The 21,437-nt window shown below is 72.0% G+C and carries 26 protein-coding genes; 7 read left to right on the plus strand and 19 right to left on the minus strand.

Annotation, left to right across the window (positions count from 1 at the left end; genetic code table 11):
- Positions 1–218: 218 nt before the first annotated feature.
- From ABT093_RS17090 to ABT093_RS17100, 3 genes are read right to left on the minus strand one after another with little or no spacing between them, the layout of a single operon-like run.
- Complete coding sequence (locus tag ABT093_RS17090; RefSeq protein ID WP_350564943.1) at positions 219–938, minus strand: hypothetical protein; 720 nt, start codon at positions 936–938, stop codon at positions 219–221.
- Complete coding sequence (locus tag ABT093_RS17095) at positions 935–1,288, minus strand: helix-turn-helix domain-containing protein (RefSeq protein WP_350564945.1); 354 nt, start codon at positions 1,286–1,288, stop codon at positions 935–937. Before ABT093_RS17095 ends, ABT093_RS17090 begins: the two co-directional genes overlap by 4 nt.
- Positions 1,289–1,304: 16 nt before the next feature.
- The gene (locus ABT093_RS17100) at positions 1,305–1,583 is read right to left on the minus strand and encodes a tyrosine-type recombinase/integrase (RefSeq protein WP_350565065.1); all 279 of its coding nucleotides are present in this window, start codon (positions 1,581–1,583) and stop codon (positions 1,305–1,307) included.
- A 179-nt stretch (positions 1,584–1,762) separates the two neighbouring features.
- Here ABT093_RS17100 and ABT093_RS17105 point away from each other — a divergent pair, with 179 nt between their 5' ends.
- Positions 1,763–2,464 carry a TSUP family transporter gene (locus tag ABT093_RS17105; RefSeq protein WP_350565067.1) on the plus strand — a complete coding sequence of 234 codons (702 nt, stop codon included), beginning with the start codon at positions 1,763–1,765 and terminating at the stop codon, positions 2,462–2,464.
- Between the two features lie 37 nt (positions 2,465–2,501).
- Here the strand turns inward: ABT093_RS17105 and ABT093_RS17110 are convergent, their stop codons facing one another.
- From ABT093_RS17110 to ABT093_RS17130, 5 genes are all read right to left on the minus strand, one after another.
- A complete protein-coding gene (locus ABT093_RS17110; protein WP_350564947.1) occupies positions 2,502–2,963 on the minus strand; it encodes a hypothetical protein in 462 nt (153 codons plus the stop codon).
- Positions 2,960–5,161 (minus strand): site-specific integrase, encoded by a 2,202-nt coding sequence (locus tag ABT093_RS17115; protein ID WP_350564948.1) that lies wholly within the window; start codon positions 5,159–5,161, stop codon positions 2,960–2,962. The genes ABT093_RS17110 and ABT093_RS17115 overlap by 4 nt, the downstream gene beginning before the upstream one ends.
- Positions 5,158–6,873 (minus strand): hypothetical protein, encoded by a 1,716-nt coding sequence (locus tag ABT093_RS17120; RefSeq protein WP_350564950.1) that lies wholly within the window; start codon positions 6,871–6,873, stop codon positions 5,158–5,160. The genes ABT093_RS17115 and ABT093_RS17120 overlap by 4 nt, the downstream gene beginning before the upstream one ends.
- Positions 6,873–8,270, minus strand: a complete 1,398-nt coding sequence (locus tag ABT093_RS17125) for a site-specific integrase (protein WP_502884244.1) — start codon at positions 8,268–8,270, stop codon at positions 6,873–6,875. The genes ABT093_RS17120 and ABT093_RS17125 overlap by 1 nt, the downstream gene beginning before the upstream one ends.
- 165 nt (positions 8,271–8,435) lie before the next feature.
- Positions 8,436–9,269, minus strand: a complete 834-nt coding sequence (locus ABT093_RS17130) for a tyrosine-type recombinase/integrase (protein WP_350564954.1) — start codon at positions 9,267–9,269, stop codon at positions 8,436–8,438.
- A 741-nt stretch (positions 9,270–10,010) separates the two neighbouring features.
- Here ABT093_RS17130 and ABT093_RS17135 point away from each other — a divergent pair.
- Positions 10,011–10,565, plus strand: a complete 555-nt coding sequence (locus ABT093_RS17135; protein WP_350564956.1) for a DUF3761 domain-containing protein — start codon at positions 10,011–10,013, stop codon at positions 10,563–10,565.
- A gap of 22 nt (positions 10,566–10,587) precedes the next feature.
- On the opposite strand, the gene ABT093_RS17140 is transcribed toward ABT093_RS17135, so the two are convergent.
- Together ABT093_RS17140 and ABT093_RS17145 are read right to left on the minus strand one after the other, a co-directional pair.
- Complete coding sequence (locus ABT093_RS17140; protein ID WP_350564958.1) at positions 10,588–10,887, minus strand: SDR family NAD(P)-dependent oxidoreductase; 300 nt, start codon at positions 10,885–10,887, stop codon at positions 10,588–10,590.
- A gap of 666 nt (positions 10,888–11,553) precedes the next feature.
- The gene (locus tag ABT093_RS17145) at positions 11,554–11,979 is read right to left on the minus strand and encodes a CBS domain-containing protein (protein WP_350564959.1); all 426 of its coding nucleotides are present in this window, start codon (positions 11,977–11,979) and stop codon (positions 11,554–11,556) included.
- A 323-nt stretch (positions 11,980–12,302) separates the two neighbouring features.
- Here ABT093_RS17145 and ABT093_RS17150 point away from each other — a divergent pair, with 323 nt between their 5' ends.
- Together ABT093_RS17150 and ABT093_RS17155 are read left to right on the plus strand one after the other, a co-directional pair.
- Positions 12,303–12,686 carry a DUF5994 family protein gene (locus tag ABT093_RS17150; RefSeq protein WP_350564961.1) on the plus strand — a complete coding sequence of 128 codons (384 nt, stop codon included), beginning with the start codon at positions 12,303–12,305 and terminating at the stop codon, positions 12,684–12,686.
- A 173-nt stretch (positions 12,687–12,859) separates the two neighbouring features.
- Positions 12,860–13,438, plus strand: a complete 579-nt coding sequence (locus ABT093_RS17155) for a DUF5994 family protein (RefSeq protein ID WP_350564963.1) — start codon at positions 12,860–12,862, stop codon at positions 13,436–13,438.
- A gap of 54 nt (positions 13,439–13,492) precedes the next feature.
- Here the strand turns inward: ABT093_RS17155 and ABT093_RS17160 are convergent, their stop codons facing one another.
- From ABT093_RS17160 to ABT093_RS17180, 5 genes are all read right to left on the minus strand, one after another.
- Positions 13,493–13,744, minus strand: a complete 252-nt coding sequence (locus ABT093_RS17160) for a hypothetical protein (RefSeq protein WP_350564965.1) — start codon at positions 13,742–13,744, stop codon at positions 13,493–13,495.
- A 124-nt stretch (positions 13,745–13,868) separates the two neighbouring features.
- Positions 13,869–14,702, minus strand: coding sequence for a YhjD/YihY/BrkB family envelope integrity protein (locus tag ABT093_RS17165; protein ID WP_350564966.1), 834 nt, complete (start codon positions 14,700–14,702; stop codon positions 13,869–13,871).
- 137 nt (positions 14,703–14,839) lie between these two features.
- A complete protein-coding gene (locus ABT093_RS17170) occupies positions 14,840–15,085 on the minus strand; it encodes a class I SAM-dependent methyltransferase (protein WP_350564968.1) in 246 nt (81 codons plus the stop codon).
- Between the two features lie 54 nt (positions 15,086–15,139).
- Entirely contained in the window at positions 15,140–15,631 is a 492-nt protein-coding gene (locus ABT093_RS17175) for a DUF5994 family protein (protein ID WP_350564970.1), read from the minus strand.
- Between the two features lie 154 nt (positions 15,632–15,785).
- Positions 15,786–16,982: a PP2C family protein-serine/threonine phosphatase gene (locus tag ABT093_RS17180; RefSeq protein WP_350564972.1), complete on the minus strand. Its 1,197-nt coding sequence runs from the start codon at positions 16,980–16,982 to the stop codon at positions 15,786–15,788.
- Between the two features lie 284 nt (positions 16,983–17,266).
- Between ABT093_RS17180 and ABT093_RS17185 the strand changes: the two genes are divergently transcribed.
- From ABT093_RS17185 to ABT093_RS17195, 3 genes are all read left to right on the plus strand, one after another.
- Positions 17,267–17,422: a hypothetical protein gene (locus ABT093_RS17185; RefSeq protein WP_350564973.1), complete on the plus strand. Its 156-nt coding sequence runs from the start codon at positions 17,267–17,269 to the stop codon at positions 17,420–17,422.
- A gap of 16 nt (positions 17,423–17,438) precedes the next feature.
- Positions 17,439–17,666, plus strand: coding sequence for a hypothetical protein (locus ABT093_RS17190; protein ID WP_350564975.1), 228 nt, complete (start codon positions 17,439–17,441; stop codon positions 17,664–17,666).
- A 297-nt stretch (positions 17,667–17,963) separates the two neighbouring features.
- Positions 17,964–18,947, plus strand: a complete 984-nt coding sequence (locus tag ABT093_RS17195; RefSeq protein ID WP_350564976.1) for a hypothetical protein — start codon at positions 17,964–17,966, stop codon at positions 18,945–18,947.
- 271 nt (positions 18,948–19,218) lie between these two features.
- Here the strand turns inward: ABT093_RS17195 and ABT093_RS17200 are convergent, their stop codons facing one another.
- The 4 genes from ABT093_RS17200 to ABT093_RS17215 form a co-directional block, all read right to left on the minus strand.
- Entirely contained in the window at positions 19,219–19,641 is a 423-nt protein-coding gene (locus ABT093_RS17200) for an STAS domain-containing protein (RefSeq protein ID WP_350564978.1), read from the minus strand.
- A gap of 83 nt (positions 19,642–19,724) precedes the next feature.
- Positions 19,725–20,081, minus strand: coding sequence for a MarR family transcriptional regulator (locus ABT093_RS17205; RefSeq protein ID WP_350564980.1), 357 nt, complete (start codon positions 20,079–20,081; stop codon positions 19,725–19,727).
- Positions 20,071–20,706 carry an ATP-binding protein gene (locus ABT093_RS17210; RefSeq protein WP_350564982.1) on the minus strand — a complete coding sequence of 212 codons (636 nt, stop codon included), beginning with the start codon at positions 20,704–20,706 and terminating at the stop codon, positions 20,071–20,073. The genes ABT093_RS17205 and ABT093_RS17210 overlap by 11 nt, the downstream gene beginning before the upstream one ends.
- A 328-nt stretch (positions 20,707–21,034) precedes the next feature.
- Positions 21,035–21,262 (minus strand): hypothetical protein, encoded by a 228-nt coding sequence (locus tag ABT093_RS17215; RefSeq protein ID WP_350564984.1) that lies wholly within the window; start codon positions 21,260–21,262, stop codon positions 21,035–21,037.
- Between the last annotated feature and the right edge of the window lie 175 nt (positions 21,263–21,437).

Consider the following 21,437-nt stretch of genomic DNA (forward strand, 5'->3'; position numbering starts at 1 on the left):
GCGCCATCGCTAATCTCACGGTCAATCCCCTCCAACCGAAATACCGGCGATTGGGTCATTTCCCGACTGCTTGAGGTGGCTCGGTCTTCTGCGGGCCGAGCCCCGTCAGTTCCGCGAGGCGGACCGGGGACCGGTGGAGGCGGAAGGACACCGCAGCAGGTGGCCGGCCACGGACTCCTCCGGTAGCGGTGCCAGGCTGCGGGCCATCGGCCGGGAGGTCATGGGGTCGTCCGTTGTTCGCCGGTCCGTGCACCGCCGTCGCACCAGGCGGCTGTCTGCTGCGTGTAGGCGGCCAGGCGGGGAAGGAGGCGTGCCTTGGCGCCGCGGCGGGCGCCCGCGAGGCGGGGCAGGTCGCGAACAAGGTCCGGGCCTCCCGGCAGTCGCCCGCCCCAGCCACGGTCCCGCACCAGTGGGCTGAACAGGTAGTCGCCCTCGGTGGCCTGAGTCCACACCAGAACCGACGCGCAGATCCGCAGTTCGGGAGCCGCGTCGAGGGTGGGCAGGCCATCGGTGAGGTGGGCCCAGTGGGCCGGCGGGATGCTCCAGTCCTCAAGCACCGTTCGGCGGCGCTGGTAGTCGATGCGGTGTTCCTGGCCGTCGAAGCTCGCGCGGGTCGTGCGCCAGCGCTGGAAGGTCCGCAGGTGCTTGCCGCAGTCGCGGCAGACCGGCGGCGAGGTCGTCACGGCTCCGGCCTTGCGGAGGGCGATCAGCAGGTCGCCGATGGCCCGGAGTGCTGGAGAGCGGCCGTCGGTCAGGACCTCGGGCTGGGCCTCCAGGGCTTCGGCGAGCCGGCGCGACTTCGCGCGGCCGCCAACGACGCCGAGGACCACGGCCCGGACGGCCGCGGGGTCGAGGTTCTTCTCGACGCGGGTGATCAGGTCCGTGATCAGGCCGACGGGGTCCGTGACCGCGCGGGCCGACTGGTCGGTGGTGGTCATGGCAGGTCGACACCCCTGATCCGGGCCCGCTTGGGCCGCAGGTCACCGAGTCCGTCCGCTGCCGGGGGCGCGGCACCCGCGGCAGCGGCCTTCTTCGGCTTCTTCACCGTGCCGGCCGCGGCGGTCGGCTCGATGAGGTCGTCCATCCTGCAGTCGAGGATGTCGAGCAGGGCCATGAGGATCTTCAGGCTGAGGCGCTCGGGACGCTCAACGGCGAGCCGGTAGACCTGGCTCGTCGACAAGGTGATGCCCCGTTCGGCGAGCGGTGGGATGAGGTCGGTGGTGGAGAACATCCCGCGGTCCGCCATCACCTTGCGCAGGTGCCAGCGGTAGTCGAGCTTGGCGGTCATCGTCAGGTCCTTCCCGTCAGACTCCGGCGAACGCCGGGGGCAGTGCCTTGTGCAGGGCAGTGTTCATGAAGTCGTCGCTGACGTGGGTGTAGATCGCCGTGGAGCTGTCGCACTCGTGGCCGACCTGTTGCTGGATGAAGCGCCGGTCCCCTCCGTCCTCGGTCAGATGGGTGACGTACGAATGCCTTGTCTCCGCAGAGGCCGTGTGCGCGTGAGTTCGTGTGGTCATTGAGTGGCCGCTTTCTGCAACCGCACTCGCGACGGCCGTGACGCCCTGTGTTGCCTTTCCAGCGATGCCATGTGAGGTAGATCACTGTCTTGGTTCGTGGTCGGGCAGCAGCTGGAGCCCACCAGTATCGCGGCGGAGAAATGCCGTTGAACGTGTCTGCTCCGCAGTGGAGGCTGGGCAAGATCACCGATGAAGAGCACCGCGAGGAGTCGTCTGTGACGAGCGACGTGGCCGCCGACCTCTTGCTGGGCGGCGTCGTCTTGTTGGGCGCATCCGTGCAGCGGCTGGCCGGGATCGGCTTCGCGCTCGTCGCGGCGCCTGCCCTGGTGCTGCTTCTCGGCCCGGGCGAGGGCGTGCTGCTCTCGAACTGCGCGGCTGGTGCCATCAGCGCGGTCGGCCTCGCTGGCAGCTGGCGGCAGGTCCGCCTGACCGCGATGCTGCCCTTGGTCGTGGCGGCTGCGTGCACCGTCCCAGCCGGGGCCTGGGTGGCTGCCCGGCTGCCCGCGCCGGTGCTGCTGGTCGGCATCGGGGTGCTGGTCAGCGCGGCCGTACTGCTGGTGATGTGTGGCACTCGGGCGCCTGCTCTGCGTGGTGCCAAAGGCGCGCTCGCTGCCGGTGCCGCAAGCGGGTTCATGAACTCCTCGGCCGGGGTGGGCGGCCCAGCGGTGTCGTTGTATGCGATGAACGCGGGCTGGACCGTGCGGGAGTTCGTGCCCAACGCACAGTTCTACGGGGTCTTGGTGAACGCATTCTCCCTTGCTGCCAAGGGCATGCCGCAGCTCACTGCCCCTGCCTGGCTGCTGGCTGCAGTCGGGATTGCGGCAGGCGCCGTCATCGGGAGGGCACTTGCGGAACGGGTGCCGGAGGGTCGGGCCCGACTGATAGTGCTGGCGCTTGCGCTGGCCGGCGGACTCACCACGCTGGGCAAGGGACTGTGGGGACTGTGATCCCGGAACAGCGCGGGACGAGGACGGGGCAGCCATGTCAGCTGCACGATCCGATCGTGTTCCCTCGGACTGCGGGGATCCGGGTCACGCGGTTCGCCATGGCAGCAGCCCCGCGCAGGTGGACGATCTCCTCGTGCTGGGCGGCGAGCCGGGCGATGGCCTGGGTGCGGAAGTCGGCGAGCTCTTCGATGTCGCTGTCCGCTCGGGCGAGCCGGGCCTTGAGCTTGGTGATCTCTGTTTTGAGCCGCTCGATCTGGGCGTCCCTCGGGTCGGGGCTGTCGCCGGCGGCTTGGAGGGACGGCAGGCGGTGTTCGAACTCCTCGCGGAGGTGGGCATAGGGGCGGGTGCCGTAAAAGGCGGTGCGGTCGACGGCGGCCTCTCGGGCGAGGGTCTTGATGTCGCACTTGCCGCCGGGCGGGATCTCTCCGCGCAGGAGCCGGTCCATGGCCGCCCGGACGCGGTTCTCGTTCTCGGTCCGTTGTGCTGCGGTGATCCTCATGCGCAGTCCTCGTCGGGCTGGTCGGTGGCGGCTGCGTCGATCTCAGCGACGACCCGAAGGGCCCGCTCGTAGTCGTTTCGCAGGCGGGCGTGCTCGGTCTTGCGCGTCTTGCCCAGGTCGCCGAGGAACGTCTTCGTCCGTTCGGCGTGCTCGGCCCAGACGGGCCGATGGTAGGGGTGGTGGGTGGCCTGCGGGCAGCGAGCGGAGTCACACATACCGACCAGTGGACGGTCGGCGGTGGGGGTGCCGGCGAGCTTGAGGCAGAGCGCCCGGGACGGGTCGGTGAACCAGCAGTAGTTCGCCGGACCCAGGTGGAGCACGTTCGCGCGCTTGGTCAGCAGGTTCAGCACGTCGCGGTCATTGCGCTGGGTCTTCGGCGCCGCCGACGTCGAGGTGTCGAGCTGTGCGTCGATGCTGGCGAAGAACTCGGTGAGGCTGCGGGCGCCGGGACCGGCGGGCAGGACGCCCTGCTGGTAGTTGCGGAACTCCGTCAGGACCAGGTCGAGATTCCGGTCGCTCTCGTGCCGGTTGACCTCGGCCAGCAGCTCGGCCTGAGCCCCGCCGGGACGCGAGGCATACCCTTCCGTCGTGGCCACGGCGATATGCTTCAGGTGGATCTTGGCAGCCAGAACACCGCCCGGACGGTAGGCCATCTCCAGGGCCAACGACCTGCGGAGCATCCTCAGATTCACCTGGCCCTGCGGGATGGGAGCGAGTCCGAGACGTTGCCCCGCCGGTGAGTTAACCCAGTTCCGGAACCACGTGTAGCGGACGGTGAAGGCGAACCGGCCGAAGAGCAGGGCTCCGTCCCGCTGGTCCTCGTGCAAGTCTTCGGCGAGTTCGACGGCGCGATAGACGGGCTCGATGACGACCCACTCGTCGTCGGTGCCGCCCAGCGGCTGGCCTTTGATCACCTTGCTGGCGAGGCGGTAGCGGGTGAACCCGGGGACGGGCTCCTCCGGGGGACGGCGGCAGCCGATCCGCAGTTCCATCAGCTCGCTCGCCCGCATTCCTGATGCGGTGGCCAGCACGATCATCGCGGCGGTCCGGACGATGCCGACCAGGGCGACGGCCTGAGCCCGGTGCAGAGGCAGCGTCCAGGGCAGCAGGGAACAGGTGTCCGCCGTGGTGATCTGGTCGGCGCCGCGGCCGAAGACCTCCATGACGCCAACTGCGGCAACCGCCTCTTCCAGACGGCCGCGCAGTGCGGGCATCCACTGGGCCCTGAACTGACTCTCGCCGGCCTGACGGGCCAGCACGCCCGTGGCCACCGACAGCAGCGGATCCTCGGCGGACCAGCCGTCGGCGAGCCGGCTGGCGACGTAGTGCTGAGCCAGCTTCGGAAGCGGTGTGCTCGCTTGCTCGTACTCGCCCAGCAAGCTGGCGAACTCGCCGACGGGAGCGCGGTTGCTGCTGCGGAACCCTGACGTCTTCCTCGACGAGAGGCGGTCGGCCTGTCGGATCTGCTGGGCGAGTTCAATGGCGTGGGGCCCGAGCGACGAGGTGAGGAACAGGGCAGCGGCCAGCATCGGCTGCAGGACCGCGTCGTCGACGGGCTGGGTCTTGTTCTCCGTCCGACCATTGGGCATCTCGGCGATCGCGGAGGCGGTGGCCCCACCCCAGGGCCGCAGGTCCACGGGAACGCGATCAGCGGTGAACAGCTCCCGGTAGTTGACCAGATCCACCACGACCTGCGCGGCCGAGCGCCGAGTTGCCGGGCCCTGCTCGCCGACGACGGCACCGTGTTCGTCGAGCACGTAGCGCCGGTGCGCCAGGTAGGCGTCGCAGAGGCGGGTGTCGAGCTGCTGGAGGCTCGACGTCCCGCGCTCAGTCAGCCACCGGAAGAACCGGGTGAACTCGTCCAACCGGCCCGCGCAACTGCGCAGGTGCAAGGTGGTGCGATGAGCCCGGGGCAACTCGGCGACGGCCGGGTGCCGCGGGGCGAGCATGGCCAGCACCAGTTCCTTCGCGACCAGCCGCCACCGCGAGTCGGTGATGTCGGCGAAGTCGAATCGACGGGTGCAGAGCGCGAGCTGAACGGGCAGGCCGACGACATCGGTGAAGTCCCAGACATCGTCTTCGAACAGAATCCGAGGGGTCCCTTGAGGCAGGGTGAGCCCGGCTTCGTGGCAGACGTCGGCTCGGGCGAAGACCGCGGACCGGCCGTCGAAGGCTGGTGTGGCGAGGGCGCTGGTCACGCGGTCATCTCCTCGGGTCGCAGGGGAAGTTCGCAGTCCTGGTCGTCGACACGCTGGGCTGCCGCAGCCAGGACGGCGGGGTCGAAGCGGTCCAGGACCTGCTGGATCCGGGCGGCGTAGGGGCCGAAGACGGCCATGAAGTGGGCGGCGGGCATCTGCTGCCACTGCCGGGAGAAGAACGCTTTCAGCCGTAGCAGGTTGACCGCATGCCGCGGCGCGAACACCGCGAGCGGGCAGAGCAGGCAGACCCACGGCCTGGCCGGGCAGGGCTTGCCCTTCGGCCCGTGCAGCCCGGAGAGCTGGTCGCCGCAGGCGGCGGTGAACACGTCCCGCTGCCCGCCGATCAGCTCGGCGATCGCCGCGTCGTCCAGGTCCATGGCCGCGACCAGCTGCGGATATCCGGCGGCCAGGGCCGCGGCCTCCTCCTCAGTGATCACTGTGGGCGGGTGGGCGCGTCGCAGCATGTCGTGCTGGGCGTCCTCGATGACCGCCTCGACGGCGTGCTGCTGGGCCGGGGTGGTTGCGGTGAGGTAGTGGTCGCCCTCGACGGAGGGGGTGTGGTTCGGGTCGATGGTCGCCCGTCCGCTGCCGGTCCAGGCGCTCTTGTCCCGCATGGCCTCGTGGGTGGTGCGGATCCGCGACCGGTGGATCTTCAAGGGGGCTTCGTCGTCGCCGGTGAGCCCGTGGCGAAGGACCCAGCGCTGGACGGCGACGCGGTCGATCTGACGCACTCGCCGGTCTCCGCCAGCGCGGCTCAGACCCAGCCAGAGCCCGCGGCGCTCGTCCAGTGGAACGAAGCTCCGCAGCAGGGCGGAATGGGCCAGCCACTGCTCCAGCAGCCGGACCGCCCGACGGGGAAGATTCAGGCTCTCCGCCGCGGTGCGGCCCTTGACGTAGGAGAGCAGGATCGTGGAGTCCCCGGCCCAATCGACGTCATCGGTGACCAGGTCGTCGATGCCGTCGGGCACGATGCCCGAGTAGATGCCGAACAGCAGCCGGTAGGCGATGAGCACCCCGAGGTCCGGGAACATGGCGCGGACCGCGTCATGGAAGCCGCCACGTTTGTGAACCACGGCGGCCGAGACACCGAGACTCCGCCCGAACTCGCCGATGCCCACCGGCCCTAGCCCGGCCAGCAGCCAGCACACATTCTCCGGCTTCCACCCGCCCTCGGCCGGATGCCGGGCACGAGCAACGGCGGCCAAGCTCTGCCGGTGGGCAGTGTAGGACTCCTCGACCAGCTCACCGCAGACCTCGGTCAGCCGTCGCCACTCAGTCTCGGAGTAGGGAGGCAGGGTGTGGTGGTTCGGCTGGACATTGAAGTTCCGTCCGACCGCCAGGTCCAGCACGCCGTCGGCCAGCGTGCCGGCGGCCTGCCCGAACACCGTCACCATCGCTCGGGCGCAGGCTTCCTGCGAGCCCGAGCACCCCATCAGGTACTCGGCCAGCTGACCGCGTCTGACTCGGTGCAGACCACCGACCAGGCCCCGCGCCGACAAGGTCCGCGTCATGCGCCGAATGGCCTGGGCGTAGTGGTTCACGGTGCCGGCGGAATCGGCGGTGCCGTGAGGGTGGATCAGGTCCACCAGGCCAGTGGCCAGGTCCCGGGCCAGGTCCGGGTTCGGCAGACCATCGAGCGAGAACTTCGCGCGACTGCCGTCGCTGAAGACGCAGGTGATGCCGAGCGGATCGTCGATGAGCATCGTCGGCATCAGGCTTCCCCGTCCTCAATGTCGGCGCCGAACTCCTCCGCGGCCTCGCGGTCGGCAGCCAAGTCGCTGGTCAGCCCGGCCGCAGCCCCCGCGCCGTCGTATGCCTCCCGGTAGATGCGGGTCGTGTCCAGGCGCCGGAGGTACTTTTCCGTCGTCAGGACAGTGGAGTGGCCCAACAGGTCGCGCAGGACCAGCAGCGGGTCCGCCTTGGTGAGGTAGAAGACCAGCGCCGCGTCGGCTTCGGTCTCCCGCACGAGCTTCGCGGCCTGTCGGTAATGCCCGGTGACCAGGTATTCCAGGGTCCTCATCGAGAACGTATGGCGACATCGATGGGGCCAGACGTGCGGGAACCGGGGCTCGAAGCGGGCTCGGATCCGGTCCGAGGTCCGTTCGAAGACGGTGGCCCAGGCGGTGAACGGGCCGCCCCCGTTCTTCACCGCCAGCAGGCACGAGCCGCCCTCGGGGGCGACCAGGCGTCGGCGTTCGGCCGGGGTCAGCGAGTCCCACGAGCGGCGCACCCCGTTGATCCGTCCGCCTCGGGGACCGGGATCTGTGACCATGAGCGGCTCGCCCCACCGGCGCGGCGGTCGCCAGCCGGAGCCCTCGGCAGTGGCCGCGCGGTCCAGCTCCAGGTAGTCGTGCAGCCCGGCCAATGCCTGGTAGGAGGTCCAGGTCGTGCGGAACTTGCGACCCTTGGTGACGCCCGCGGGCACCGGGAACGGGATCGGCACTGCGGTCGGCTCCGGCGGCAGCACCGGGATCTCCCACGGCAGCAGGTAGGTGAACTCCTGCAGCCGCAGCCCGGTGGACAGTGCGAGGTCCCCGACCGCGGCGTTGCGGGCCAGCTCCCGTCCGTGGAAGCCGGTGTCCTGGGTGCCGTCCGGGGCCAGACCTCGCAGGCCGCACCGGAACAGCTCGGTGAAGTCCGGCTCCAGGTACTTGATCGTCACGTGCGGCTTCGGGGTGCGGCGCACCGCCAGATTGACCTTCACCTCCCGCCCGGTCCCGGCGAACAGAGCCTTGGCGGCGCGATAGGTGAACGGCTCCGCTGCCGCATGCCCCTCGGCGATCGCCCAGCGGTAGAACACGGAGAGGATGCTCATGTGCTGGCCCCACGTGGTAGCTGCGAAGCGGGCCTTGGCCGGACCGGCCGCACGGTGCTCGGCGTACCGGCTCAACCCCGCCTTCAACCGTTCACGCGAGTCGAACAGCCCCACGCCGTGTTCGGCGAGAAACTCTGTCCACCCCTTGACCGCCCGCGCGTAGGTCTCCCACGAGCTCGGTGCCGGGGCCCCGCTCGCCGGGAGCTCACGCAGCCACCGGTTCACCACCACCGTCGGGCGTGGTGCGGCGGGGCCGTCCTCGAAGCGCAGGTCGTCGTCGACGAGCACGGGCATCCCCTCAGGGATCAACGGCCGGTGCCCAACATCCCAGGACTGCCAGCCGTGGGACGAGAAGAAGGTCAGGATCACGAGCCCTGACTGTAGGAACACCACACGAGCCAGCGCAAAGCCCAAACACCAAGACCAGGAGCCAACTTGGGTTCATTCGCTACACGGGAACTAAGCAGAGACAAAATGTCTCATCGAGTGCGGAACCAGCTCTTTTGGGAGTTTCAGGGCGTCGCGGTATGCCTCGAAGCGGTCGTTGATGGAGCCGGGCTGGAGGCGTCCACCGCGCTCAGTGATCCACAGGGCCGGATGGTCGGGGAACCCGAACCGCGGCCGGACGTTCTCGACGTAGTCCGCGACCGCATCGACGGCCCAGTCCATCACAGACAACACGTTCCGGCGCCGGGGCTGCTGACCCCTCTTCGCCTTGCCGTAGCGGACGTTGAGGGTGCCGTACCGGCCGAACTGCGGAGCCTGCGGGTTCCGTCCGAAGTCGACGACATCGAGCTTGGACGTCTCGGTCCGCCGAAGTCCCCAGCCGTAGATGAGCTTGAAGAGGGTGGCGTCGCGGTAGGCGGCCAGGGCGCCCTTACGCTTCGCACGCACCGCGCGGTCGACCTGGTCGTCGGCGTAGTCCAGGAAACGCTGCAGCTCTTCCCGCGTGAACGGCCGGGCTTCCGGGCTGCCTTCGTACTCCTGCAGGTGCGGGATGGTGTTCCACTCGTGGCAGATCGCCACGGGGAAGACGCCGAAGGCTTCCTCGCAGGCGGGCACCCAGCCGTACCGGCTGTCGATGACGAACTCGCTGAACAGGCGGACGGTGTCTTGGTAACCGCGGATCGTGGACGGTGCCAGGTGCTTCTCGCCGGTCAGGCACACCGACCACTCGTCCATGTGGGCCGGCGTCCACTGCCACGGATAGTCGTTCGCGAACTCGTGGAACCGGCGGGCCTCACGCCCGTCCCGTGAGCTGCCGACCTGCGACTTCTCGCCCGTCTGATGCAACTCCCGAGGGTTGGCGTACTCCTCCGTCGTGATCAGCCCTGGAGGGCTCGTAACCAGCAGGTAGCCCCTGCCCAAAACGCCCCGAAGGCCGTCGTGATCAGCCCTGGAGGGCTTGCAACGTGTATGGGGAACAGCGGGCCTGTCATGAACTCGTTGCACTCCGCTCGCCCCATCGGTCAGCCGAGCTTGGCGAGCCGGGACTACCTCAGCCACCGAGGCATCCGGGTGCTTGACAGCCGAGCCTTCGGGCTCGAGAACTGGCAGGCGAATCTGTGCTCCCTGGCCGAGTCGGACAGTGCGCCGAACCGGATCGTCTTGATCGAGGAGCCCTTCGTACTCCTGCATCCCACTACGGAACGCGCGGTGTTCGACACACTCTCGGGACTTGCAGACCAGGGCTTCCAGCTGATCGTCACCTCGAAGCGGACCACCTTGACAACCTTCCCGGCGGCCCGCGTCATCCAGATCGGTCGAAGCGCCTACCGTTTTCCGGAACCGCTTGCTGTGTGGAGATCCCGGGGCATAGCTTCATGCCTTCTTCATCGAGTTCGAAGGCGGTACGGGAACGTGGGTAGCGGGATAGCCGGAACAGCCGCGCGACGGGTGTTCCGGCCGGCGGCGATCGGGTACGCGGGATTGGCCGCACTGGCGTTGTTCGTGACGGCGTGTGAGCCGCCGTCGCCGTCCGCGCCGTCCGCGGGGGCGAATTCGGTCGCGGCGGCGGCGCCGAGCGGGACGTCGGTGCCGGAGCTGGTGGGGCTCCAGCTCGACAAGGCCAAGACGGCGGCGAAGCAGGCCGGGTTCAAGAGCGTCGAGTCGACCGACGTCGCCGGGGGAGACCACAAGCGGACCCAGATCGTCGACGCGAACTGGAAGGTCTGCCGGCAGACCCCGGCCTCGGGCACCGCCGCGCCGGTGACCACGAAGGTCACCCTCGGGGTCGTCAAGGACGCCGAACCCTGCCCGGGTGCTGCTGCCGCCCCGACCACGGCGGCGCCGAGCCCGACGACACCCCCGACGACGCCCCCGGCGGCCGCGCCCGCCCCGCCGGTGCCGACGCCCACGAAGGCGGCCCCCGCGCCGACTGCCGCGCCCAGCTCCGAGCCCGCGGCGGCGGCCCCGGCCCCCGGCGGGACCTGCGCCCACCACACCGTCGGCCTCTGCGGCTGGGACCACGGCCAGACGCCGACGGTCGCCGACCAGATGGCGGTGTGCAAGGACGGAACCCCGTCGACCTCCAAGACCCCGAGTGGGACGTGCTCGAAGCACGACGGCGTCCAGTACTGGTTCAAGTAGGAAGCCCGGCCGCCCCGGCCGCTCATACGGCCGTGGAGAGGGAGACGTGCTGCCAGGTGTCGAGCTCGCCCTGGACCAGGGCGAGCTCGGCCTCCACCTGGTCGACGGCGTCCGCGCCGAGCTGCAGGCGTAGCGGCGGGTCGGCGGCCTCGATGACGTCGACGATGGCCTTGGCCGCCTTCGCCGAACCGCCCGGCTCCACGACCGTCACCCGCACGCCGAGCGGGGCCAGCTCGCCGTGCAGCGCCTCGGTGATGCCCTCGACGGCGAACTTCGACGCCCCGTACAGGCCGGTGCCCGGTGCGGTGGCGAAGCCGGCCACCGAGCCGATGTCGAGGACGTGCCCGGAGCGCTGGGCCCGCAGCGTCTTGCACAGTGGCCCGCGGGGTGTTCAGCACTCCGAAGACGTTGACGTCGAGAGCGCCGTGACCGCGTCGTCCACCTCGGGCCCGACGACGGCCCGAGCCATGGGAGGCTCTGCCGGGACGCGCTGGAGTTCACCGGCCTGTTTGGGGACGGCCGCCGGCCTGATCGTGGCGGTCCGCGCGACCCCACGCGGATGGACGCGGCGCTCGGGATCAGGATCCCGCCCGAGGCGGCCGTCCCGTGGCCGGCGGCCACTCTACTCTGCGACCTCGGCCGTCGCTCCGCATCCATCCCCGTGCGGCACCGTGACAGCGAGATCGGCGAGTACGACTGCGGATTGATCTCCCACCGACCCGCTGAACACCCCGCGCCTGCTCGGCACCGCGACCGTAGGCGGTGGGATCGGCGGGCGAACGCGACTGACCTCCCCGAGGACGACGGCTCGGGCACGGGACCGGCGCCGGCGCTCCACGCCGAACTCGCGGCGGGCCGCGCTCCGCTGCGCCGTGGGCGTTCCCCGCCGGTGGTGCGCGCGGCGATCCGCAGTGCCCGCTCCTCGCTCCCGCCCCGGCGTTCGCGGCTCCTGCCCGAACGGGCCCGGGCTCCGGCGGGAGTCGGCGGCTCAGGCGGCCGTGACCGCGAGGAGGCCGGTGACGCGGTCGGCCCTCAGGACGCCGAGGATGTAGCCGTCCTCGTCGACGACGGGCCAGACCACCAGGTGCTTGACGCGCATGGTGACCGCGGCCAGGGCCAGGCCCATGGTCGGCCAGGCGAACGGGCCGCGCTGGTGGGAGGTGGCGCTGATCGCGGTGCGCTCGGTGTACCAGGAGCGGGCCAGGAACGGGTGGAGGCCGGTACGGGTGACCAGTCCCTCGCAGCGGCCGTCGTGGCCGCGGACGAGCAGGTACTCGACGTCGGCGCCGCGGAAGATGTCGTTGGCCTGGTCGACGGTGCTGTCGTCGGCGATCTGGTACTCGCAGGGGTCCATGGCGTCGGCGACCGTCAGGCCCTGGCCGGGCCGTGCGAGCTGGGGCGGGTACATGGTCACGGCGTCACCGTTCCCGTCTCCGGCGGCCCGCCGGAGCGGGATCTGCCGGGCTGTCCTGAACCCAGAACGAAGCCGGAACGGGTACCGGGATGCGGGATGCCCTGGATGTCTCCGAGGCTACTCCCGCGACGCACGGTCCGAGGAGGCTACGGCGGAGTAGCGTGGAAGGCAGCCGAGGACGTTCCGCACACCGGCATCAGCGTCGACGTCGCCCTGGGTCATGACGGGTCCCTCGTGGACCGGACGGGCGGCTTCGCATGATGCCGATCCCCCTTCCCGTTCCTCCCCCTTCCGGGTCGTGGACCGTGCCCGGTGTCCCGCTTTTGCCGCGCCTGGAGCTGGAGCCGACGATGGCGCGGGAGGGCGTCTTCGACGGGGCCTGGTGGCCCCGCTCGAACCACGTCCTCGCCGAACTCCCGGACCTGGTCACCGCGCTCGGCGCCCACCTGGGGCGCATCGTCCGGGTCGGCCTCGACACCTCGGCCTGGGACGGCGTGCCCGGGGCCGTCGCCGCGAACGGGCTGGTGATCAGGATCAACCGGTTCGCCGGAAGCGGCGCGACGATCAGCGTCACCCGGGGCCTCCAGGACCACTTCCTCCTGCTGGTGGTACCGCCCGGCACCGACCCGGCGACGGCCGCCTCGGCCATGGCCGGCGCCTCCAGGACCGGGAACCACACCCCGGCCGCGGAACTCCTGCTCGGCTGAACGGCCCGGGCGGACGCGGGCACCGCGGCCGTGCCGGGTCCGGGCCGGACCAGGAGTAGCCTGGACATCACCGAAGGCACTTCGCATGCCGGCACCGGACACTGGCGTCGTCTCCGGCGAACGGCAATGCCGGACCCGGCTTCTCGGCCGGGCCCGGGGACGGGTCCCAGATCATGACCACGACCCTCGATCGTGCGACGACGCCCACCGCCCCGGATCCCACGGCACGGCTCTCCCTCACGCCCGGTGGCGTGCGGCCCGGCCGCCTGGACGGAGCCTGGTGGCCCCGCTCGCGTGATCTTCTCCTCGAACTCCCCGCCCTGGCCGCCGAGATCGACGAACGGTGGGGCCGGATCACCCGGATCACCCTGAACCCCGCGCAGTGGCCCGTCATCCCCCGGCGGATCCCGGTCGCCGGGCACACCGTCCACGCGGGCTGGTTCACCACCGAGCAGGACGAGCACACGATCGCGGTGTTCTCGTACGCCCCGCGCCGGCTGAACCTGCTGGTCGTCCCGCCGGAGACGGACGCCGTCGGTGCCGCCCGGCTGATGGCCGAAGCCGCCGACCCCGCGAACACCATGGCCGCGAGCGGTCTCCTCGCGGTGGAGACGGGCGGCGACGCACGGCGGCCGAGGTCCGGTTCCGATTTCCTGCCGTCGGCCGTCACCCCCTCCGACGCCGCCGGCGAGGCGGACCGACGGGCGGATGTCGCGCGCGGCCGGGCCGCCTCCTGGCCGGTGCCCGCGTAGCCGGCGGAACGGCGGCCGGCCGCTCCGCCCGCTCCGGCCGCGGGGCCGGGTGTGTCACTCGCGTGACCACTCGGCCTCGGCGTGCGGCGGGCCGGCGACATCGGCGCCCTCCCAGAGGCGGATCCTGATCGCCCGGGGGCCGGGCGCGGGCCGGGAGAGCGTACGCACGAACACCTCCCGCAGGTGGTTGGCCGCCCGCTGGGGCGGCCCGTCGTACTCCAGCGGATCCTGCATCGGAGCGCCGCGCTGCCGGGACCAGCGGCCGTCGTCGTCCTGCGTCTCCAGAACCCACCGGTACTGCCGCATCCTGACCTCCGTGCCGACGATCCCGGCCCCCGGACACGACGGTACGGACCGGGCGGATCGACCGCGACCGGTGGACAGGCGCCGCGTCCCGGCCCGCCGGGGCGGCGGGCCTCGTCCGTGCCGGTCATCCGTGCCGGTTCGGCGCGCGTGTCACGCGGAGGAGTTCCTCGTGGAGCAGCCGGCCGACCAGCGCGCCGCCGAAGACGACGACTCCCACGCCGACCAGCCACGACTGGATGACCAGGACGGTCCCGAACGAGCCGTAGGTGACCGCGTTGGACGCGATCAGCGGTGAGAAGACGAGCCGGGAGAAGAGCCGCAGGCCGATCAGCCCGACCACGGTCGCGACGGCTCCCGGCAGCAGGGCCCGCCAACGCACCCGTCCGCCGAGCAGGAACCCTTGCGACCACCAGACGAACAGGACGGCGCCCAGCGCCGCCACGAGCCCGCCGGCCGGGGAGCGGCGCCAGAGCGTGCTGGTGGCGGACAGGAAGAGGAACCCGATGAGCACGGCGAGCCACAGCACGTGCCGCCACCGGGCCCACCAACGGGCCGGCGGCAGGCTCCAGGCCTTCTCGTAGCCGCTCTGCACCGCCGCGCCGAACGACAGCCCGAACACCGCCAGGGCGGCGAGGCCGAACGCCGTCGTGGCGCGGAACGCCTGGCCGGGCCGTCCGAAGAGCTGCTCCACCTCCTGCCTGGAAGCCAGCGACACGCCGAGCCCGTCCCCCAGCCACTGCGCGAACCCCCGGCCGCGGTCCGGATCGGCCGCGGAGACCACGATCAGCAGCGGGACCAGGGTGAGGAACCCGAGCGCCGCGAAGCCCAGCGACCGCTGCGACAGCTGGAGATCGCCGGCCCGCGCCCAGCCGCGCCCGGCCGGCGACCGGCGGACCGCCTGCCGCAGCCGCTCGAACGGGCGCGGCCGGTCTCCGTCACCGGGGGGCTCCTTCGGCATGTACGTTGACTACCACGGCCGCCACGCCGCCGGGGGAGGGCGCGACCACCGGGGCCGGCCGGGTCCCTCCGGCGACGGCCTGCGGGCCGAACGGCCCGGCCGGGCCGTTCCCGCGGTTCGTCCGGGGCGGATCGCCGTCAGTACTCGGCGCCGCTCCGCAGGTAGCTGCCCACGACCTGGAGCCACGCCCCGGGGCCGAAGCAGACCTCGATCCGGTACGGCGTGTCCTCGAAGACCCGCAGGACGCGCAGTGCACCGCTCGGGTGCAGGTCGTACTCGAAGGTGACGCCGTCCGCACCGTCCTCGTACTGCATGTCCAGCGGCCCCTTCGAGGGCTCCGCCGGCGCCCGGGCGTCGGCCGAGAGCTTCACGTAGACGGACATCTCGCCGTCCCGCCTTTCCTGTCTGCCCGAGGAGCCGGCCCACGGGGCCGGCCCTCAGGACTCCTCGCCCGGCGGCTCGGAGCCGATGCCGGTGGTGACGAGGATCTGCCGCGCGGAGTCGGTTCCGCCGGCCTCGACCGCACGCGCCATCGCGGCCAGGGCCGCCTCCCGGCTCGCCCGCGGGGGGACGACGAGCAGGCTGAAGTGGTCGCGGTCGTCCCGCGTGACGATCACGGTGTCGTCGCCGACCGGGTACCGGTCGATGCGCACCGACCGCCCGTCGACGACCAGCCGGGCCGGCACGTCGTCCCAGGCCTCGGTGTCCAGGCCGACGCTCGCCACGGGGCCCAGGTGTTCGGTCAACGCCCTCACCAGGCCGGGCAGTTCGGCGTCGACGTCCCGTGAACGCGGCCACCACGCGCCGTCGAGCACGCCCTCGCGCGACCGTGTGGTCTCCAGGCGCAACAACACCGTTCCCGGCTTCGCGGCCTGCCGGAACCGGTCCGGCAGGAGCCCCGGGAGCGCGGCACCGGTATCGTCCGACATGGCCCGCCACCTGTCCGTGGACGCACGCCGACCCCGCAGGGCGAGGGCCGGCCATCGGGGAGCGGCGGTCGGGCCGCTCCGATATCCCCACGGTACTCCGCCCGCGCCCCGCCGACCCGGCGCGGCGGGGGAGCCGGCGCGGGGGCCGGCCCGCTCAGCGCCACTCGATCAGGAACAGGGTGGCGTCGTCGCTCGTGCGACCGCCCCGCCTCTCCTTCAGGACGTGGGAGAGCGCGCGCACCGTCGCCCGGACACCGGCCCGCGAGCGCTCGACGCGGTTGACCCAGTCGATGAGCTGTTCCTCCCCGAACTGCTCACCGCCCGGCTCGCGCTCCTCGACCAGGCCGTCGGTGAAGCACAGGACCCGGTCGCCGTGCCGCAGTGTCCGCTCGCTGATCACCGGCTGCTCGCCGCCGAACCCGACCGGCAGCGTGGTGGCGCTCTCCAGCCGCTCGACGACGGCGTGGTCGCGGATCAGCAGCGGCCGGGGATGGCCGGCGTTGACCCACTGCAGGTGGCCGGTCCCGGTGTCCAGGCGCATCATCTGCGCGGTGACGAAGTGGTCGGGGCCGAACTGCTCGGCGATGGCGCGGTCCATGAACGCGTAGATCTCGGCCAGTCCGGTGTCGGCGCGCCGGGCGTGCCGGTACGCGCCGATGGCCACGGTCGCCATGGTCGCGGCGTCCAGCCCGTGGCCCATGGCGTCGATCGTGGCCACGTGCAGGAGGTCGTCGTTGAGCGCGTAGTCGAAGCTGTCGCCGGCCACCTGGTAGGCGGGTTCGAGGATGCCCGCCACCGCGACCCGGGGCACGGTCATCGACAGCGGCGGCAGCAGCGACCACTGGATCTCCGCCGCCACGCTCATCGGTTCCAGGCGCCGGGCCTGGAAGATCCGGTCGGTGTAGCCGCTCTTGGTCACCAGCAGATCCGCGACCAGGGCGGCGAGGCGCCGCAGCAGCGGCCGCACGTCCTCGCCGACGGTCTCCAGTGTGAGGGCCAGCACCCCCACCTCGTCGCCGCCGTCCAGCAACGGCAGGAACACCCGCACCCCGTCGGGCCGAGGCACCTCGACGGGGACACCGCGCAGGAACGCCGCACCCGCGGGGGTGCCGTCGATCGGGACCGGCTCCCCCGCGGCCAACCCCTGGCCGGGCAGCGGCACCAGCACCAGCTGGCCGTAGTCCTGCAGCAGGAGCACCGGATCCCGGCCGCCGACCCTCGTCACCGTTTCGGCGACCAGCGGGCCGATGAGCCGGGGCGGCAGCTCATGGGCCCGGTCGAGCAGCGCGCCCAGCAGGTGCCCGCCGGATTCCTCCGGTCGGCCCGGTCGGCCCTCGTCGTCGCTGCTCACCGCCGCGTCCTCCCTAGCCCCGTGCCATCGGCGCGGGCGCGATCGCCCCCGACACCCGGTGCGGTTCGCCGGACCGGTCCTTCCATTACGCCCGACGGCAGCGCGTCGCGCCCCTCCACGCCCTTCGGGCCCGCAGGGCCTGACGCCCCTCGTCTCCCGGCGGCGGACCGGATGCCGTCTCGGCCCGGAGCGCGTCGACCTGTACCTGATGCACCAGCCCTACGGCGACGTCTACGGCCAGTGCCGCGCCATGGCGGCCGCCCGATCGGGAGGGACTGGCGCGGGTGATCGGCGTCGCCGACTTCAACCCCGACCGCCTGCTGGACCGGATCCTCGACGACGAGACCGTCCCGCAGGTCGACCAGATCGAGACCCACCCCTTCCTCCAGCGCGACGTCGACCACGCCCTGATGCGCGAGCACGGCGTGCGGCACCGGTGAGGCGCACGGCAAGTCCGTGGCCCGGGTCGTGCTGCGCCGGGTCGTGCTGCGCGACATCGTCACCATCCCCAAGTCCGTCGACCCCGGCCGGACGGCGCAGAACATCGACGTGTTCGACTTCGGACTCACCGACGAGCAGATGACGCGGACCGCCGCCCTCGACACCGGCAGGACCCTGTTCTTCGACCACCGCGACCCCGAGATGGCCGCCTGGCTCGGCGAGCGCCGGTCTGCGGCCGTGTGACCGTCAGGTCATGTCCGCCTCACCGGTTTTGAGGAAAGCGGAGTCCGTTTGTGAATGCTGTGCGAGGATCGGCAGCCGGAAGTACACGGCGCGCGGACGACTTCCTGTTGTGATCACCCGGCGGCTGCGGGCCGGCCCTGAGGCCGACCGCACGTCACCGGGGCGAGGGCCCGCGCGTCGCAGGTTCCCGTCACCCGCTGACGTCCAGCGGAGCGTACATCCCGTGCCGTGCCGCGTCGTGACAGGCCAGGAGGGCCTGCCGCAGCACGGTCACCCCCCTATGGAGGGCACTCACCCATGTCCCGTTCCACGGTCACCGCGATACCGGCCCGCCGTGACAGGCGCGGCCTGCCGATCCTGCTCACCGCGGCGGCCACCGCGTTCGGCCTGCTGGCCCTCGCGAGCCCCGCCCATGCCGACGCCGTCGTCCACGTCGCCGGCCCGGCCGGACCGGTCCCGGTGAACACCGCCTACACCGTCACGGTCGACCTTCCCAACAACGGCCCCGACTTCAAGTCCAAAGCCTCCCTGGTCAATATCGCCCTGTCCGGTGCCGCGGCGACGGTGACCTCCGCCCGGGCCTCGGACGAGAACTGGTACTGCGACTTCGCGGCCGGATCGTCCGGCGCTTGCTGGAGCATGGTCGGTATCCCCTTCCCGGTGTCGCTCACCCTCACCGTCGTCCCCACCGCCGGGGGGACCGTCACCGTTGGGGCCGACGCCCGCAACTACGCCAGCGAGTCGGTCGGTGCGGGCACCACCAGCGCGCTGGTCAGCGCGCCGACCCCGACCGCCACGCCGACCCCGACCAGCACGGCCACCGCAACCGCCACGGCCACGCCGACCGCGACGGGCACGCCGTCCCCGACCGCCACGGCCACCGCAACCGCCACCGCAACCGCCACGGCAACGGCAACGGCAACGGCGACCCCCACCGGCACGGCGACCCCCACCGGCACGGCGACCCCGACCACCACGGCAACCCCGACCGCCACGGCCACCGCAACCACTACGGCCACGCCGACCGCGACGGGCACACCGACCGCGACCAGTTCCCCTTCCGCCACGGCCGCCACCGCCTCCAGCAGCACGAGTTCCCCGACCGGCGCCCCCGCCGTCGGCACCACCGGCACCTCGGCCGGCAGCGGCGGCAGCCTCGCCGACACCGGTACCTCGACCCTGGTGCTCACGGCCGGGGCCGGCCTCCTGACCGCGGTCGGCGCCGCGGCCGTCCTCGCCGCCCGCCGCCGCACCGCCTCCGCCCCGGGACGGCACCGGTGAGCCGCTGATCCGTCCGGCCGTCCGGTCATCCCGGCCCCGGCCCGACGTACGTCTCCGGTAGCGACCCGGGGGCCGGAACCGTTCCCGGCCTCCGCGTCGCTGCGGATCGAACAGCCGCGGAGTCGCCTGAGGTTCATCCGGTGGGCGCCAGGCCGATCAGGAGGAGCACGGTGCCGTGCCGGACATTCGCTCGGCCGTCCCCGGGATCGCACGCATCGAGGGCAACCGCCCGGCCGCCGGACCGGGCGGGGCGTCCATGGGGAGAGGCCCCTCACCCGACGTGCCGGGCGCCCGCCAGGGCGGCGTGCAGACTGGGGTGGATGGTGAATGCCGTGTCGGCACCGGTGATCTTCAGCAGCCGCACGGTCTGAGGCGGCGGGGCGGCGAGCATCATCTCCACCCCTGCGGCGTTCGCGTCGAGGCGGGCGGCGAGCAGGGCGTTGAGGCACACGGAGTAGCAGAAGGTCTGGCCGGCCAGGTCGATGACCAGCCGGGGCGGGCGGTCCCGGAGAGCGCGGGAGAGGGCGTGGTCCAGCCCGGGGCGGTCTTCCTGGTCCGCTTCGCCGTCGAGGCGGACGATCACGGCCGTCCCGGGGAGCGTCCTGATGGTGATCCGCAGGCGCGGGGTGAGAACGCGCGGGGCGCCGGGACGGTCGTACCGGGTGGATCCGGCGGGGTCGGGCACTGGACTCACCGCCTCAACGGGAGGGGGTGGCGGCCGGGTGGCCGGCATGCGCCCACGGTGCGGCGGGGCGCGGGAGACGGGTCGGCGCGGCTTCACGGATGCTCGTCATGGTGATCACCGGTGGTGGTCGCGGGCTGGTGTTCTCCGCCGGGGTCGGGATCGGCGAGCAGGGCGAGCAGTCCGGCGATCTCGTGGTGGCCCTCGGCGGGATGACGGAAGTGCGTGCCGCGGACCACGTGGTAGCGGTTGCGGCGTCCGTGTCGGGTGTGGGTCAGGTAACCGGCCTTCTCCAGGTCCGTGACGATCGCCCGCGCGGCCCGTTCGGTCATGCCGCACATCGCGGCCAGGTCCCGCAGGCGGACGTCCGCGTCCCGGGAGATCATCAGCAGCACGCGCGCGTGCTGCGTCAGGAACGTCCAGCTCGTCCGAGGCTCCCGCTCATCCGACATACCACAAGTATGAACCCGGATTCCGCTTTTGCCGTGCCGGATCCGAGGATCCGCTGACGGGCCGCACCGGGGCCGCGGAGAAGTGGGGCGGGTGCGCGCCCGTGGATCCGGGCCCCGGTGGTCCGAGCCCGGTCCCGAAGGCGCGACGGGGCTGTTCCTCCGTCGACGCGGCGGCGGGACTGCACGGCGACGGCGGCGGTCGTCCGGAGGGTACGAGGAGTTCGGCCCATACGGCCTTGCCGCCGCCGTCCGGGAGGGCGCCCCAGCTGAGGGCGAGGCGGTCGACGATGAACAGGCCGTGGCCGCCGACCCTGGTCGGCCGGTGCGTGCCGGGGTGGGGAAGCGCGGTGCCGGAACGGGGATCGGTGACGGTGATGCGCAGGCACGGGCCGTTCAGATCCAGATCCAGTGCGAGGGGGCCTGCCGTGTACCGGGTGGCGTTGGTGAGCAGTTCCGAGACGACGAGCTGGGCGTCGTCGCCGAGGACGGACGGGGCGAGGTGCCAGCCGGACAGGGTTCGACGCGTGAACGCCCGCCCTTCGCCGACGGGGGACACGCCGTCCCGGGCAGTGAATTCCAGACGGCGGTGGTAGTGGACCGCTGCTGGGCCGAGGTGGCTCTCCATGGCGGTTCGCCTGCTCCCGTTGCAGTTCCTCGCACCGAGCGGCTACCCGCCCGGGCAGGGGCCATGCACGTGACGAAGCCGGGGGTTCTCCCGGGTTCCGGCGCCATCGAGGTGGTCCGGAGCGGCCGTTCGTCGCGTGCCGACGAACGGCGACCACGGCTTGCGGAAGGCCCCGGCCGGAAATCCGACTGGGGCCTTCAACTGCCCTGCTGGGCGAAGGCGGAGGATGCGGGATCTGCCGCACCGGCGTGATGTCCCACCGTCCTGCGCGGCGTGCCCCGCCCGCGAGGTGCGCGGCACGACCGGCCGGGCGCCGGGGCGTCCGGGGTCAGAGTTTGAACATCGCGGTGTACGGGTGGGGGATGCGCTCCTGCCGTGATCCGAAGTCGACGAGCACCGCGGTCTCGCCGTCCCCTTCGGCGTCGATGACCCGGCCGAGGCCGTACGTGTCATGGGTGACACGGTCACCGACGGCGAAGTGCTTGGGCGGCGCCTTCGCGCGAGGTTTGAAGGGGCTGGTGGGCAGAGGGCGGCGACCTGCTGCAAATTTCGTCATTGCGGCCAGTATGCGCCCGGAAGGGCGGGTGTGGGACCTTCCGGGGCCAGCGAGTTCGACTCTGACCGGAATGCCGCACGCCTCGTCCTCGCGGCCGGCGGCGGTGGGCGGGGCGCGCCGCGCCGCGATTCCCGGGGAGCCGGCGGCCCGGACAGGGGGCGGCCCCATGCTCAAC

It is taken from the genome of Kitasatospora sp. NPDC002551 (assembly GCF_040296005.1).
GTDB lineage: Bacteria > Actinomycetota > Actinomycetes > Streptomycetales > Streptomycetaceae > Kitasatospora.

Coding starts and splice junctions, on each gene's coding strand:
- ABT093_RS17090 (WP_350564943.1), bottom strand. CDS start 938: ATGACCACCACCGACCAGTCGGCCCGCGCGGTCACGGACCCCGTCGGC.
- ABT093_RS17095 (WP_350564945.1), bottom strand. CDS start 1,288: ATGACCGCCAAGCTCGACTACCGCTGGCACCTGCGCAAGGTGATGGCG.
- ABT093_RS17110 (WP_350564947.1), bottom strand. CDS start 2,963: ATGAGGATCACCGCAGCACAACGGACCGAGAACGAGAACCGCGTCCGG.
- ABT093_RS17120 (WP_350564950.1), bottom strand. CDS start 6,873: ATGCCGACGATGCTCATCGACGATCCGCTCGGCATCACCTGCGTCTTC.
- ABT093_RS17125 (WP_502884244.1), bottom strand. CDS start 8,270: ATGCCCGTGCTCGTCGACGACGACCTGCGCTTCGAGGACGGCCCCGCC.
- ABT093_RS17155 (WP_350564963.1), top strand. CDS start 12,860: ATGACCACGACCCTCGATCGTGCGACGACGCCCACCGCCCCGGATCCC.
- ABT093_RS17160 (WP_350564965.1), bottom strand. CDS start 13,744: ATGCGGCAGTACCGGTGGGTTCTGGAGACGCAGGACGACGACGGCCGC.
- ABT093_RS17165 (WP_350564966.1), bottom strand. CDS start 14,702: ATGCCGAAGGAGCCCCCCGGTGACGGAGACCGGCCGCGCCCGTTCGAG.
- ABT093_RS17170 (WP_350564968.1), bottom strand. CDS start 15,085: ATGTCCGTCTACGTGAAGCTCTCGGCCGACGCCCGGGCGCCGGCGGAG.
- ABT093_RS17175 (WP_350564970.1), bottom strand. CDS start 15,631: ATGTCGGACGATACCGGTGCCGCGCTCCCGGGGCTCCTGCCGGACCGG.
- ABT093_RS17195 (WP_350564976.1), top strand. CDS start 17,964: ATGTCCCGTTCCACGGTCACCGCGATACCGGCCCGCCGTGACAGGCGC.
- ABT093_RS17205 (WP_350564980.1), bottom strand. CDS start 20,081: ATGTCGGATGAGCGGGAGCCTCGGACGAGCTGGACGTTCCTGACGCAG.
- ABT093_RS17210 (WP_350564982.1), bottom strand. CDS start 20,706: ATGGAGAGCCACCTCGGCCCAGCAGCGGTCCACTACCACCGCCGTCTG.
- ABT093_RS17215 (WP_350564984.1), bottom strand. CDS start 21,262: ATGACGAAATTTGCAGCAGGTCGCCGCCCTCTGCCCACCAGCCCCTTC.